Here is a 13,442-nt window from a genome sequence, read left to right on the forward strand (position 1 = left end):
CGAGTCGTCGAAGCGCATGCGCCGCAGGCGCGAGTCTCGACGGCTCGGACGCGAGACACCAGGGGGCCGCGAACACGCCGCGCCGAAGGCGCGGCAAATTCGACACAGCAAGGGAGTACCCCGCTCATGGTCAATGTCACCGACGGATACGGGTCGAGCATTCTCGGCTACCCGAGGATCGGGCCGCACCGGGAACTCAAGCGGGCCCTCGAGGGCTATTGGCGTGGTGGGATCTCCCGCGACGAGCTGCTCGCGGTCGGGCGCGATATCCAGGAGCGGCAATACAACGGGCTGGCCGCCACCGGTCTGACCCAGGTGCCCGGCAATACCTTCTCCTTCTACGACCACATTCTCGACAATGCGCTGCTGTTCGGTGCGGTGCCCGCGCGGTTCAAGCCCTACCAGGACGAGCTGCACCCGCTTGACTTCTACTTCCTGATGGCACGCGGTCGCCCGGATCTGCCGCCGCTGGAGCTGGTGCGGTTCTTCGGAACGAATTACCACTACCGCCAGCCCGAACTCGACGAGAACACCGAATTCTCGCTGCACCCCGAGGCTTTGCTCGACGAATGGGATCGCGCCAAGGCCGCTGATATCGAGCTGCGTCCGGTGGTGGTGGGTCCGGTGTCGCTGCTGCTGCTGTCCAAGGCGGGCCATATCCCCGGTGAGGCAGGCGGTTTCGACACCCTCAGCCTGTTGGACAAGCTGCTGCCGGTGTACGAGGAGTTGTTCGAGATCCTCGCCAAGCGCGGGTCCACTTGTGTGCAGCTCGATGAGCCGTGCTTCACCAGTGAGCGCACTCCGGCAGAGCTGGCCGCGTTCAAGCGTGCCTACCAACGACTTTCGACCTCGGCGCTGCGTCCGCGCATGCTGGTCACCGGGCAGTACGGCGATTTCGGTGAGGCACTGCGCATTCTGGCCGAAACCAATGTCGAGGCCATCGGATTGGATCTGGCCTCCTACCGGATTCAGCCGGAAGAGCTCGCGGAGATTCCCGGCATTCGGCGCAAGCGCCTGTACGCGGGCGTGATCAGCGGTCTCAATGTGTGGCGCGCGGATCGCTACGTGACGCTGGAATACCTCAACGGGCTGGCCGAGGTGTGCCCCGATCTCGTGGTGTCCACCGGCACGACACTGCTGCACGTGCCCTACGACGTGCTCGCCGAATACGAGATCGAGGGCAATGTCGCCGACCGTCTCGCGTTCGCGCGGCAGAAGGTCGGCGAGGTGGTTTCGCTCGCCAAGGCGCTCACCGAGGGGCCCTCGGACAAGTGGCGCAAGCGGCCCACCGAGGTGCACTTCAAGCAGAAACACGCGGTGCGGCAACGGGTTTACGCGATCACGCCCGATATGCGCTCGCGCGAACCGTACGAGGTGCGCCGCGAAGCTCAGCAGCGCAAGCTGAATCTGCCGCCGGTGCCTGCGACCACGCTGGGTTCCTTCCCACAGACGACCAGGATTCGCCAGGCCCGCTACGACCTCGGCCAGGGCAAACTGTCCTACGACGAATACCGCAAGAAGATCGAGGCCGAGATCGAGGCCACGATCCGCCTGCAGGAGGACATCGGCCTCGATGTGCTCGTGCATGGTGAGCACGAGCGCAACGACATGATCCAGTACTTCGCCGAGCTGCTCGACGGCTTCGCGACCACCCACTTCGGCTGGGTCCAGGTGTACGGATCCCGTTGTGTGCGACCGCCGATCATCTACGGTGACGTTTCGCGGCCCGCGCCGATGTCGGTCGAGTGGATCAGCTATGCCCAGTCGCTGACCGATAAGCCGGTCAAGGGCATGGTCACCGGTCCGGTCACGATGATCGCGCGTTCGTTCGTGCGCCAGGATCAGCCGCTGTTCGAGACCGCTGATCAGGTCGCGCTGGCCATTCGCGATGAGGTCGTGGATCTGGAACGGGCCGGGATCTCGATCATCCAGGTCGACGAGCCCGCCATTCGCGAGTTGCTACCCATGCGTCCGCAGGGGCGCGCCGAATATCTGCGGTGGGCGGTCGGGGCATTCCGCCTGGCCACCTCCGGCGTCAAGCCGGAGACCCAGATCCACACGCATATCGGCTATTCCGGTCGCACCGAGGTGGTCGACGCGATCGAGGAGCTCGATGCCGATGTCACCGCGATCGTGGCGACCCGCTCGATCGAATGGGTGTTGAAGGCGCTCAAGGAGGACTCCGTATCGGGTCACGGCCTGAGTCACGGCGTCGGTCCCGGTGTCTACGAGAGCCGTTCGGCGCGGATCCCGGATATCGATGAGCTCGACGAATTGCTCACGGCCGCAGCCGAAGCCATCAGTCCCGAACGCCTGTGGGCGAATCCGGACGGTGGACTCAAGACCCGGCACTACTGGCAGCTGGAGCCCTCGCTGCGCAATATGGTCGCGGCCGCGCGCCGCGTTCGTCGGCGGGCAGCGCCGACGGAGTAGTACCGAAGACGAAGGCCGCCGCCATGTCTCGGACGTGGCGGCGGCCTTTTGCGGCTCGGGTGATGGATGCCATATCGAATCGGTACAGTACGTACCGTATCGTTGGGATATGGCTGAGCAGACATGGCCCGAGTCGTTGCCGGTGGCCCAGGTTCGAATTGCCAGGCCCACCGATCGGTTGGTAGAGGTCGTGCGGTTCTACGTCGAGGGGTTGGGACTGCGCGAGCTCTACCGATTCGAAAATCACGCGGGCTACGACGGCGTGATGCTCGGATTGCCGGGGACCGGATATCACCTGGAGTTCACCACCCACGTGGACGGCAGTCCCGGCGATGCGCCGAGCGCGGAAAACCTGCTGGTGCTCTACTTTTCGACCGAAACCCAGATGTACGACGTGGCACAGCGCCTCGGTGAATTCGGGGTGGAGCCGGTGCCCGCCGAGAATCCGTATTGGGCGGCCAACGGCGGCTTGACCTTTCCGGATCCGGACGGCTGGCGCGTCGTCCTGATGCCGCGTCCGGTGTTCTGATGCCGGGACGCACGCGCGAAGACCGCATCGATACCGCGGTGCTCGCCGCAGCGCGAGAGCTGTTGGACGAGAACGGTTACGCCGAGTTGTCCATTGGCCAGGTAGCGGCCAGAGCGGGCGTGCACCGGCCGGCGATCTACCGCCGCTGGGCCTCCAAACGCCACCTCGTCGTCGATGTCGTCGCCGACCTGCTGGGTTTGCAACCAACGCCGAACACCGGCGACCTGCGTGCCGACCTGACCATCGCCATGCGCAATCTGGTTGCCGCACTACGTGATACCTCGCTGAACCACGTACTACCCGCCCTGGTGGCGGATCTCGCCAACGACCCGGATCTACGCGCCCACTTCCTGGCGACGGTATTCGAACCACGCAGGCGAACCACCGCGAGTGCTCTGGAATCGGCCATCCACCGAGGCGAGATCGACCCGGGTATCGATATCGATTACGTCCTCGACGCGGTCGCCGCCCCGATCTACTACCGCGCCCTCTTCGGCCATCTGCCGCTCACCGAACCGCTAGCCGACCAGTCGGTCGATGCCGTGTTGCGCGCGATCACGCGCTGACCGGCCGGAATGTGCGGGCAGGCTGTTGGTGTTGATCTGATGACCTCTGTCAGGACACCGGAATCGGGAGCCAGCGCCATGCCCTCGGGAGAAACAGCCAGCAATGCCCTTCGACTCGGCCTCGCCCCGCATCGGTTATGGCCCGACAATGCCGGTGAACTCGACGACGTCGTCGAAACTGCCCGTACCGCAGAGCAATTGGGCTTCGACCACATAGTCGCCGGGAGTCATGTGCTCGCTGGTGACCTTGGTGTCACGCATGAGCCGCTGATCATGCTGTCGGCCATCGCGGGTGCGACCTCGCGCATCGGTATCGCGACCAGCGTGCTGATCCTGCCGCTGTACAACCCGGTCGTACTGGCCCATCAGACCGCGACGCTCGACCGGCTGTCGCGTGGGCGGTTCACGCTCGGCGTCGGAACAGGCTGGGACCGTGCGGAATTCGATGCGGTCGGGGTGCCGTTCGGGGACCGCGGCAAGCGCGCCGACGAGCATCTGGAAGTGCTGACATCGTTGTGGCGGGGTGAGTCCGAGCCGCGGATCGGTATCGCGCCGCGTACGTCTGGTGGACCACCGGTATGGGTCGGCGGGCAGAGCGATGCCGCGCTGCGCAGAGCCCTGCGTTTCGGTAGCGCATGGCACGGTTCGGTCGCCGATCCCGCCGAACTGCGCCACATCCGCACGCGGCTCACCGAACTCGCCGAAGCATCCGGCATCGAGCGGCAACCGCGACTGACCTCGGTGGCCTTCGTGGTCCCACCCGGGTTCACTGCCATCAGCCGCGATCCAGGTCGGCTGCTCGGTGGCGGGCAGCCGACGGCCGCAAGCATTGTCGACGAACTGGGAGCCCTACACGAAGCCGGGCTTCATGCCTGCTCGATCTGGCTGCCGGTACCTGGTCCCGCATTCGCCGACGCCATGGCCTGGGTGGCTCGAGAGGTGCTGCCGGAGCTTGGTTAGCCGCTGAGCACAGCCACGACGAGCATGAATGTCGCGCCGGTGACAGTGCAGGCGAGGGTCAGCCGGGACGGGTGTTCGGCGTGGGCCTCGGGGAGGATGTCGGCGGTGGCCAGGTAGAGCAGGAAACCGGCGAAGTAGCCGAGGTAGAGGCCGATGGTCCCGGCGGGCACCCGGACGAGGGTGCCGATTACCGCACCGACCACCGGGGCGATGGCATCCAGGGCGAGCAGGGTCAATGCGCGTCTGTGGGCGGAGCCGTACAGCGTGGTGATGGTGAAAGTGTTGAAGCCGTCGGCGAAGTCGTGACAGATGACGGCGATGGCGACCGCGATGCCGACGGTCGCTCCGGCTTGGAAACCCAATCCGATGCCGAGACCGTCGAGGGTGCTGTGGAAGATCAGCCCGGCCGCCGCGACCAATCCGACGGATTCGAAACCGTGCTTGTGCGAACCGAATTCACCTTCGTGGCCGGTGTGGATGGCGACGGCGCGCTCGATGACGTGGATGGTGAGAAAGCCGGCCACGGTTGCGATGAGTGCCGCCGGGACACCGAGCACGCTGTCACCCGACTGCTCCAATGCCTCCGGCAGCAGGTCGAAGAACACCACACCCAACATGACGCCCGCCGCCAGCCCCAGCACCAGATGTTTGCGGTCGCCGATCCGCACCGCCACCAGCCCGCCGATCAGCGTCGAGCACATCGATACCAGCGCAAGCAGAATCGCCATCGATCCAGCATCTGTCACCCGCCGCCGCCGCGAAGCGATATCCGCGCAGTAAGTTCGCTGCCTGTTCGCGATGCTGCAGGTCCACGGCACCGGCAGCGGCCGCTAAAGCGCGCCGAGCGCGATACGTCCTGCGGAGCGCAGCGGGACCCGCCCGGAAGCACCCCGCGGCGACGATGCGGCGGCTATGTCCCGCCGTCAGTCGGTAGCAGGGTGGCGAGAGTGCGCAGAGCTGCGGTGATGTCGGTAGCGGTCGGGGCGTGTTCGGGGTCGACCAGGTGTTGAATCAGCAGCCCGCCGATCATGGTTTGCAGGAGGGCGCCGAGTCGAGCATCCTGCGCGGCCGGGCCGAAGAAGTCGGATAGTTCGGTGCGCGCCCGTTGCTGGGCAGAGCCCAGTTCGGCACGCAGTTCGGGGGAGTGCAGTGCCTGGGCCAGACTTTCGCCATTGGCGGTCCAGAGGGCGTGATCCTCGGTGAACGAGGTGATCAGCTGCTGTAAAAAGTCCTGCAGTCGCGCGGCCGGAGCCGCGGCGTCGCGGGCGGGGAGCGAATCCAGAATTTGCTGGACCGCATCCGCGCTCGATTCCATCATCGCCTGGTTGAGCAGCTTGTCGCGGGTGCCGAAGTGGTAGTTGATGGCGGCCAGATTGGTGCCGGAGGCGGCCACGATATCCCGCACGGTGGTGCGCGCGTATCCGCGTTCGGCCAGGCACTGCTTGGCCGCGGCGAGCAGATCTTCTCGGGTTCCCACCCTCGCACCCTATCAGCGCGGAATACAACTGTTTGTGACGAATGTTTCAAACGTTCGTTTGTGACAATTGTTTGAAACATCTGTATGTTGAGGATCGTAGCCCGCTCCGCCACACGGAAGTACGAGACGACCAATGACCGACCAGCGACCGCTTTCTCCCTTCGAACTCATCTATTTCGGCTCCGAAACCCATCTCGGCAGCGTGCCGACCGGCGATATGCCGTTGTTCATCGGATCCACCGTGCACGGCCTGCTGGATGTCGAGATCCTGCGTCGGGTACTCGACGAACTGGCGGCCGACCATCCGCTGCTGCGCAGCAAGCCGGTGGCTGACGCCGACGGCACGCTGTATTTCCGCCGGGACGACGCCTACCGGCCGCGCCTCGAAATCGCCGATGGCGGTGAAGTCGAATACCTGAACCTGGTCAACGGCCCGCGGGATTGGCGGGACGGCCTGTTCCGCGCGCATCTGCTCCGCGACGGTGACCGTGATCAGATCGTCCTGGTCATCCATCACGGAATCGCCGATGGCAGATCCGCTTTCGCACTGCTCGCGCAGATGTGGCAGCGCTACACCGCACATGCGACGGGAACCGCACTGCCACAGTCGGATTCCGCTCGGGAATTGCCCGAGGCCGCCGATACCCGACTCGCCGCGGTCGTCTCGGATGCGGAGATTGCCGGGTGGCTCGACCAAGTCCGCGCCGTGGCCGCGACGATGGATCCGGAATCGGCCCCGCGCACCTTACCGATCGACGGGATCGGCGACGATCCACTTGGCCGGTTCGCTGTACACCGCATCGAACTGGATACCAAGGAAACCCAGCAGCTGGTCGACGCCGCTCGCGCGCACGGGCTTTCGCTCAACAGCCTGCTCAGCGGCGCCGCACTCGTCGCATTCCGCTCCCAACTCGAACCCGCGACGGGAGCGCTCCCGGTATTCTGCGGCCACGCGGTGGACGTGCGATCCGAGCTGAACCTGCCCGCGCACACGATGCTGAATTGCGCTTCCGGCGCGGGCACCTTCGCGCTCGTCGCCGAGAACACGGGACCGATCGAGATCGCACACGAGGTGGCCGAGGGCATGGCGGCCGCACTGAAGCAGCGGGAAGCCCCCATATTCCTACTCGCCTCGCAGCGCGTCCAGGACGAGGCGACCGCTGCGGTCCTCGCGGCCTCGCCGACCGTTGCCATCTCCAATATCGGTCGCCTGCGGGAACATCCGATCCCGGACGGCATCCGCCACATTCGCGACGACGTCTACGCCATGGGCCCCGGCATGCCGCCGAAGCTCACCGTCTTCACCATCGGCGGCCGCCTGACCATCCAGGTCGAGTACGACACCGTCCTGCACAGCCGCGCCCAGCTCGGCAAGGTCAGCTCGGCACTGATCGATGCACTACAGCGGATCGGATGATCACTCCGGTGGTCGACCACTGCCGCTGAGGCGAATGATCAACTGACGCGTCCACTTTCGTTGTTTCTTCGGCGGTCGCTCGGGCTTTTCGGTATCGCTGTCCGCCTCGACCTCATAGCGACGGATGTAGGCGCCCGCGAACGCCTGCACCGTCGCGGTCACCGGAATCGCCAGTAGCGCGCCGGTCGGCCCGAGTATCGCCGCACCCGCTATGACCGCGCCGAATGCCACGGCCGGATGCATATCCAGCGTGGTCGCGGTGATTCTCGGTTGCAGCACATAGTTTTCGAACTGCTGGTACACCACGATGAAGCCCAGAATCCACAGCGCGGTGGACGGACCGTGCACCAGCGCGACGAGCACCGGCAGCGCACCGGCGAGATAGGTACCGACGGTCGGAATGAACTGCGAGACAACGCCGACCCACAGCGCGAGGGCGAATGCGGACGGCACATCGAGGATACGCAGTGCGACATAGTGCGCGATCGTCGAGCACAGTGCGAGCAGTCCGCGCGAATAGATATAGCCGCCGGTCTTGTCGACGGCGATATCCCAGGCGCGCAATACATGTCGCTGGCGGTGCGGCGGCAGCAGCGAGCAGACCGCATTGCGGAAGCGCGGTCCGTCGGCGGCGAAGTAGTAGGTGAACAACAGCACACCGAGGGACTGGAAGATCACGCCGATCGCCGCGGTGCCGACACCCCAGGCATTCCCCGCCAGCCCGACCAGATAGCGGTCGATGGTGGAACTCCACTCCCCGAGATACTTGCGCAGATCGTTGCTGGACAGATTCGTCTTGAAGGTGCGATTGACCCAGTCGACGGCCTGATCCGCGTTTTCGGGCGCGTTCTTGACCAGGGTGGTGACCTGATCGACCAGCAGCGCGCCGAGCGTCCACACGAATGCGACGGTGCCGACGGCCAGCACCAGGAACACCACCCCGGTCGCCAGCCCGCGCCGGACACCGCGCGCGGCAAGCCAATTCACCGCGGGCTCGATGGCGAAGGCAAGGAACAGCGAAACCAGCAGCACCAGCAGGAAACCCTGCAATTTCTGCAGAACCCAGAAGCCGCATACCAACCCGGCCACCGTCGCCGCCGCGAGCAGGAACGCTCGCAACAGCCACGGCGGCGGCCCCGCGGTCACATCGGCGGTGACCACCGCCGTTTCGGCGGGCGGGGATTGCTCTTCATCCGCAGACACATCGCCAAGCTAGCGAACCGGCGACAAATCGGCGCAGCGACACGGACTAGATCGTTGCGGTGTCGATCACGAACCGGTACCGCACATCACTGGCGACGACCCGGTCGTAGGCGCCATCGATCTCGTCGGCCGAGATCAGCTCGATCTCCGCGCCGATCCCGTGTTGGGCACAGAAGTTCAGCATCTCCTGGGTCTGCGCGATACCGCCGATCATCGAGCCGGCCAGCGCCCGTCGATATCCGGTGATGGTGAAAGGCTTCACGCTCAACGGGTTCTCGGGCAGGCCGAGGATCACCAGGGTGCCGTCCAGCTTCAGCAGGCGCAGATAATCGTTGATCGGCAGATCGGCCGAGACCGTATTGAGGATCAGATCGAAGCGGTTGCGCAGCTCGCGGAAGGTTTGCTTATCGCCGGTCGCGTAGTAGTGGTGCGCGCCGAAGCGTTTGCCGTCGTCCTGCTTGCTGAGCGAATGGCTCAGCACGGTGACCTCGGCCCCCATCGCCGCGGCGATCTTCACCCCGACGTGCCCGAGTCCACCCATGCCGATGATCGCGACCTTCTTACCCGGTCCCGCATTCCAGTGCCGCAGCGGGGAGAACAGCGTGATGCCCGCGCACAGTAGCGGGGCCGCCACATCGAGTCCGATGCCCTCCGGAATCGACAGCACGAAGTTCTCGGTCACCACGACCTGGGTCGAATAGCCGCCCATCGTGTACCCACCCGGCTGGATGGACGAGTCCACCCCGGTGTTGTAGGTCATGGTGGCCCCGTTATCGCAGTACTGCTCCTCATTGGCCAGACAGGGACCGCACACGCCGCAGGAATCGACCATGCAGCCGACGCCGACCCGATCGCCGACCCGATGCTTGGTCACCTCCGGACCGACCGCGGCGACAATGCCCGCGATCTCGTGGCCGGGGACGCACGGGTATTTGGCGCCGCCCCATTCGTCGCGGGCGGTGTGGATGTCGGAGTGGCAGATGCCCGCGTATTTGACATCTATCAGCACATCGCGCGGTCCGAGCTCGCGTCGCTCGATCGTGAGCTTCTCGAATTGCCCATCGGGCGCGGACATCGCATACGCAGCAGCAACGCTCATGCCTGCGCCTCGCTGGCGCTCGGCTTCGGCATGCGCGTTGCGCGCTGCGACATGATTCGCTCACTGCGTTCACTCATGCGTACATGCCTACCGCCGCAGCGGAGGTTTGCCAAACGCATCGCCGAATAACGATCTCCGGCCACAATGGAATTGGTCAAAGGCCCAGCCGGAGGCGGGAGAGCGGCATGGACGACGAGCGATACCGCGCGCCCGAGCGGCAGCGAGCCGGTGGCGGGCGTGCGTTGGCGCTGTTCGTGGCCTTCCTGCTCGCCGTGGCCGCATTCTTCGGTTTCCGCGGTGAACTGCCCGACTGGTCGCCGTCCTCGGGTGCGGACAACTCCCCGCCCGCCTTGCTCGAGCCGCTGCCGCCGCTGGACCCGGTGGCGGTCGCCCATGCCGTCGAACCGGCGCTGGTGAATATCAGCACGTCCGCGCGGCCGTTCGGAGTCGGCGCGGCCGGAACCGGGATCGTGCTGACCACTGACGGACAGGTGCTGACCAGCCATCATGTGGTCAAGGGGGCCGAAACGGTGACGGTCACCGATGTCGGCAACGGCATCATCTACGACGCGACGGTGCTCGGCTACGACGCCGGTGCGGATATCGCGCTGCTGGAACTCACCGGTGCCACTGATCTGACGATCGCACGCATCGGCCGTTCCGCCGAGCTGCGCGTGCACGAGGATGTGCTCGCCATCGGCAATGCGGGCGGCGCGGGCGGCACACCGACCTCGATCCAGGGCAATATCACCGATCTGAACAGCACGATCGTCGCGCTCAATGCCTCCGATCTGACCCGCAAATCGCTGACCGGGATGGTGGAGATCGCGGCGCCGGTCACCGCGGGACAGTCCGGCGGTGCGCTCGCCGATCCCGGTGGCACGGTGGTCGGCGTGATCACCGCCGCGTCCGGGGAGACCTCACGCGAGGTCGGGCGCACCCCGAACGGCTATGCGGTGCCGATCGACACCGCGATGCGGGTGGTGGGCCAGATCCGTTCCGGCACGCCCACCGAAACTGTGCACATCGGGCCGACCGCGACGCTCGGCGTACTGATCTCCGACGCGAAACCGAGCGGGGCGAAGATCGATGTCGCGCTGTACGGATTTCCGGCCTACGCCGCCGGGCTCGTCGAGGGCGATGTCATCACCTCGATCGACGGCCGTGACATCACCACCGCGAAGGCGCTGCGGGCCGCGATCAATGTGCACAAGCCGGATGACACCGTTGCGCTGGATGTCCTCGGCGCAGGCGGAGCACAGCGCACGATCACCGTGGTGCTCGCGCTGGGCACACCGAACTAGACCAGCGACAGCCAGTAATCCTGGAACTTCAGGAAGATCAGCAGCAGCACCACGGCGTAGAAAACCGCGACGAACGTCCACCGCCACTCGACGACGATCCGCATCGGCCCGCGCGCACCACCCCACACCTGCTCGGTGGCCACCGCGAGCAGCGGCGTGATGATCGCCCACACCACCATGCAGTACGGGCACAGCGCGCCGATCCGGTACAGGCTCTGGAAGATCAGCCAGCAGATGAAGACCGTGCCGAGCACGGTCCCCGCCCACAGCCCGACCCAGATCCAGCGCGGAAAGCGCACATTGGCGACCGCGAGCACCGCGAGGGTGACCACCACCGAGAATCCGACGATGCCGATGATCGGATTGGGAAATCCGAATTTGGCGGCCTGTTCGGTGGTCATCACGCTGCCGCAGGACAGGATCGGGTTGATGCTGCACGAGGGCCGGTAGTTCGGATCGGTGAACAGCTTGAACCGCTCGATGGTGAGCGTGACCGAGGCGAGCCACCCGGCCAGCCCGCCGATCAGCAACACCCAGGCGGCCCTGGAAGAGGTGTTGTTCACTTGGCCGCGGCTGCCGCGATGACCGCTGCCATCGCGTCGGGCTTGAACTGACCGTTCGACAAGGCGAGGTCCTGGCTGTTCACCTGGGTGCCGTTGACGAAGACCGTCGGTGTGGACTGGACTCCGCTGTTCAGCACATCCTTGGTCTTGGCGCTGATGTACTTGTTGTAGCTGTTGTCCTTGATGCACTGCCCGACCGAATCCGGAAGGCCTGCGCCCTTCGCGATGGTGATCAGCTGGTCATCGGTCAGACCCGCACTGCCCTCCGCGGGCTGCTGCTCGTACATGGTGGCCAACCAGCCGAGGTACTTCGACGGATCCGCCTCGGCGACGCAATACGCCGCATTGGCCGCGCGCGAGGAGTACTTCGTGGTCGAGGCCTTGTCCAGGAACGAGATGATGTTGTATTCGACGATGGCCGTGCCATTGTCGACGGCGTCCTTGATGACCTGGGCGTTGGCGGCCTCGAAGGCCCTGCAGGCCGGGCACTGCAGGTCGGCGACGACCCGGACGGTCACCTTCGCATCCGGCTTGCCGATGCGGACCGCACCGTTGTCGGTGATGGTCGCGGTGGCGCCATTGGGCAGCTGGCTCACGGTGGCGGCGATGGACGGGGTGGCGCCCAGATCGTTCTTGTTCGCGTTCTTCACCGCGATACCGATGCCGATGGCCGCGATGAGCCCGACCAGCACGACGGCCACACCCACCTGGATCAGGATCTTGCGGTTGCGGTCGGCGCGCTCCGCCGCCGCGAGCGGATTCGTTTTACCACCCGGTTTATTGCTCACCGTGCGTTCACCACGCCTTTCGCTTGCCTGCCGGTTACCTGCCGCCACGATGGTAGATCCGGAACTCCCCTGGGGCGTGGACGGGCACGGCCACATCATCCGTGGTCAACCTGAGAGAAACCTTGGTCAGGCTTCGGCGAGGCGGCGCTGCTGCTCCTCGACATCGAACAAGGCTGGTGGCCAGTCGAGTTTCAGCCCGTCGAGTGCGTCGATCAGCAGTTCGGTGACCGCGAGGCGGGCGAACCACTTGTGGTCGGCCGGGAGCACATGCCATGGGGCGTAGTCGGTCGACGTTCGGTCCAGCATGACCTGGTAGGCCTCTTGATAGGCGGGCCAGTAGCCGCGCTCGTCGATATCGGCGGGATTGAACTTCCAGTATTTATCCGGCCGGTCCAGCCGTTCTCGCAGCCGCTTCTTCTGCACGTCGAGGGAGACGAACATGGCGACCTTCACCAGCGTGGTGCCCTGGTCGACCAGTTCCCGCTCGAAGGCGTTGATCTCGCCGTAGCGCGGTTCCCAGACCTCCCGCGGCACCAGATTGTGCACCCGTACGACCAATACATCCTCGTAGTGCGAGCGGTCGAAGACGCCGAGCTGGCCGGCGCGCGGCAGTGCCTTGCGGATGCGCCACAGGTAGTGGTGGCTCTTCTCCTCCTCGGTCGGAACACCGAAAGAGGCGTGGTCGACGCCGGACGGATCCACCGAACCGATGACGTGGCGGACGATACCGCCCTTGCCTGCGGTATCCATCCCCTGCAGCACCAGCAGCACGCTGCGGGTATCGCCGGAACGGCCGTTGGCGTAGAGCTTCTCCTGCAGATCCGAGAGCACGCCGGCACGTTCGATGAGCAGCTTCTGAGCCTGTTTCTTGTCACCTTTGAATCCGGGCGTGCCGGAGGCGTCGAGATCAGCGATGCGCAAACCATCGGCCCGCAGGACCTCGATGGGCGACAGAGACCATTTCTTCGCCATCGATGTATCTTATGGCTCTGTTTGATTTGCCGCGCCTTCGGCGCGGCGGGTTCGCGGCCCCCTGGTGTCTCGCGTCCGAGTCGTCGAGACTCGCGACTTCGTCGCATGCGCTTCGACGACTCGGACGCGAG

The 13,442-nt window shown here is 65.4% G+C and carries 13 protein-coding genes; 6 read left to right on the forward strand and 7 right to left on the reverse strand.

Annotated features, from left to right (window positions below; translation table 11 throughout):
• Positions 1–126 precede the first annotated feature (126 nt).
• The 4 genes from metE to ACFYOW_RS34690 all read left to right on the forward strand — a co-directional run bounded on the left by metE (position 127) and on the right by ACFYOW_RS34690 (position 4,488).
• Positions 127–2,433, forward strand: coding sequence for a 5-methyltetrahydropteroyltriglutamate--homocysteine S-methyltransferase (gene metE / locus ACFYOW_RS34675; protein ID WP_387294464.1), 2,307 nt, complete (start codon positions 127–129; stop codon positions 2,431–2,433).
• Positions 2,434–2,542: 109 nt separating this feature from the next.
• Positions 2,543–2,962 (forward strand): VOC family protein, encoded by a 420-nt coding sequence (locus ACFYOW_RS34680; RefSeq protein ID WP_040696382.1) that lies wholly within the window; start codon positions 2,543–2,545, stop codon positions 2,960–2,962.
• On the forward strand, positions 2,962–3,528 hold the full coding sequence (locus tag ACFYOW_RS34685; protein ID WP_387294288.1) for a TetR/AcrR family transcriptional regulator: 567 nt from the start codon (positions 2,962–2,964) through the stop codon (positions 3,526–3,528). The genes ACFYOW_RS34680 and ACFYOW_RS34685 overlap by 1 nt, the downstream gene beginning before the upstream one ends.
• Positions 3,529–3,567: 39 nt before the next feature.
• A complete protein-coding gene (locus ACFYOW_RS34690) occupies positions 3,568–4,488 on the forward strand; it encodes a TIGR03619 family F420-dependent LLM class oxidoreductase (protein WP_387294289.1) in 921 nt (306 codons plus the stop codon).
• Here ACFYOW_RS34690 and ACFYOW_RS34695 read toward each other — a convergent pair.
• Together ACFYOW_RS34695 and ACFYOW_RS34700 are read right to left on the reverse strand one after the other, a co-directional pair.
• Positions 4,485–5,216, reverse strand: coding sequence for a ZIP family metal transporter (locus ACFYOW_RS34695; RefSeq protein ID WP_387294290.1), 732 nt, complete (start codon positions 5,214–5,216; stop codon positions 4,485–4,487). The genes ACFYOW_RS34690 and ACFYOW_RS34695 overlap by 4 nt on opposite strands.
• A gap of 182 nt (positions 5,217–5,398) precedes the next feature.
• Entirely contained in the window at positions 5,399–5,965 is a 567-nt protein-coding gene (locus tag ACFYOW_RS34700) for a TetR/AcrR family transcriptional regulator (protein ID WP_387294291.1), read from the reverse strand.
• 133 nt (positions 5,966–6,098) lie between these two features.
• Between ACFYOW_RS34700 and ACFYOW_RS34705 the strand changes: the two genes are divergently transcribed.
• The gene (locus ACFYOW_RS34705; RefSeq protein WP_387294292.1) at positions 6,099–7,382 is read left to right on the forward strand and encodes a hypothetical protein; all 1,284 of its coding nucleotides are present in this window, start codon (positions 6,099–6,101) and stop codon (positions 7,380–7,382) included.
• On the opposite strand, the gene ACFYOW_RS34710 is transcribed toward ACFYOW_RS34705, so the two are convergent.
• Both ACFYOW_RS34710 and ACFYOW_RS34715 read right to left on the reverse strand, forming a co-directional pair.
• Positions 7,383–8,585, reverse strand: a complete 1,203-nt coding sequence (locus ACFYOW_RS34710; protein WP_387294293.1) for an AI-2E family transporter — start codon at positions 8,583–8,585, stop codon at positions 7,383–7,385.
• Positions 8,586–8,631: 46 nt separating this feature from the next.
• Positions 8,632–9,684, reverse strand: a complete 1,053-nt coding sequence (locus tag ACFYOW_RS34715) for an NAD(P)-dependent alcohol dehydrogenase (RefSeq protein WP_387294294.1) — start codon at positions 9,682–9,684, stop codon at positions 8,632–8,634.
• A gap of 185 nt (positions 9,685–9,869) precedes the next feature.
• Here ACFYOW_RS34715 and ACFYOW_RS34720 point away from each other — a divergent pair, with 185 nt between their 5' ends.
• On the forward strand, positions 9,870–10,988 hold the full coding sequence (locus tag ACFYOW_RS34720) for a S1C family serine protease (RefSeq protein WP_387294295.1): 1,119 nt from the start codon (positions 9,870–9,872) through the stop codon (positions 10,986–10,988).
• Here the strand turns inward: ACFYOW_RS34720 and ACFYOW_RS34725 are convergent.
• From ACFYOW_RS34725 to ACFYOW_RS34735, 3 genes are all read right to left on the reverse strand, one after another.
• Positions 10,985–11,551 carry a vitamin K epoxide reductase family protein gene (locus tag ACFYOW_RS34725; protein WP_387294296.1) on the reverse strand — a complete coding sequence of 189 codons (567 nt, stop codon included), beginning with the start codon at positions 11,549–11,551 and terminating at the stop codon, positions 10,985–10,987. The two genes, ACFYOW_RS34720 and ACFYOW_RS34725, sit on opposite strands and share 4 nt — an antisense overlap.
• Entirely contained in the window at positions 11,548–12,339 is a 792-nt protein-coding gene (locus ACFYOW_RS34730; protein WP_387294297.1) for a DsbA family protein, read from the reverse strand. Before ACFYOW_RS34730 ends, ACFYOW_RS34725 begins: the two co-directional genes overlap by 4 nt.
• A 126-nt stretch (positions 12,340–12,465) precedes the next feature.
• Entirely contained in the window at positions 12,466–13,311 is an 846-nt protein-coding gene (locus tag ACFYOW_RS34735; protein WP_387294298.1) for a polyphosphate kinase 2 family protein, read from the reverse strand.
• Positions 13,312–13,442 lie beyond the last annotated feature (131 nt).

This window comes from Nocardia sp. NPDC006982, assembly GCF_042869435.1.
Taxonomy (GTDB): Bacteria; Actinomycetota; Actinomycetes; order Mycobacteriales; family Mycobacteriaceae; genus Nocardia.

Bases quoted from the DNA above. Each gene is read 5' to 3' on its own strand.
- metE (WP_387294464.1), top strand. From the start codon at position 127: ATGGTCAATGTCACCGACGGATACGGGTCGAGCATTCTCGGCTACCCG.
- ACFYOW_RS34680 (WP_040696382.1), top strand. From the start codon at position 2,543: ATGGCTGAGCAGACATGGCCCGAGTCGTTGCCGGTGGCCCAGGTTCGA.
- ACFYOW_RS34685 (WP_387294288.1), top strand. From the start codon at position 2,962: ATGCCGGGACGCACGCGCGAAGACCGCATCGATACCGCGGTGCTCGCC.
- ACFYOW_RS34690 (WP_387294289.1), top strand. From the start codon at position 3,568: ATGACCTCTGTCAGGACACCGGAATCGGGAGCCAGCGCCATGCCCTCG.
- ACFYOW_RS34695 (WP_387294290.1), bottom strand. From the start codon at position 5,216: ATGGCGATTCTGCTTGCGCTGGTATCGATGTGCTCGACGCTGATCGGC.
- ACFYOW_RS34705 (WP_387294292.1), top strand. From the start codon at position 6,099: ATGACCGACCAGCGACCGCTTTCTCCCTTCGAACTCATCTATTTCGGC.
- ACFYOW_RS34715 (WP_387294294.1), bottom strand. From the start codon at position 9,684: ATGAGCGTTGCTGCTGCGTATGCGATGTCCGCGCCCGATGGGCAATTC.
- ACFYOW_RS34720 (WP_387294295.1), top strand. From the start codon at position 9,870: ATGGACGACGAGCGATACCGCGCGCCCGAGCGGCAGCGAGCCGGTGGC.
- ACFYOW_RS34735 (WP_387294298.1), bottom strand. From the start codon at position 13,311: ATGGCGAAGAAATGGTCTCTGTCGCCCATCGAGGTCCTGCGGGCCGAT.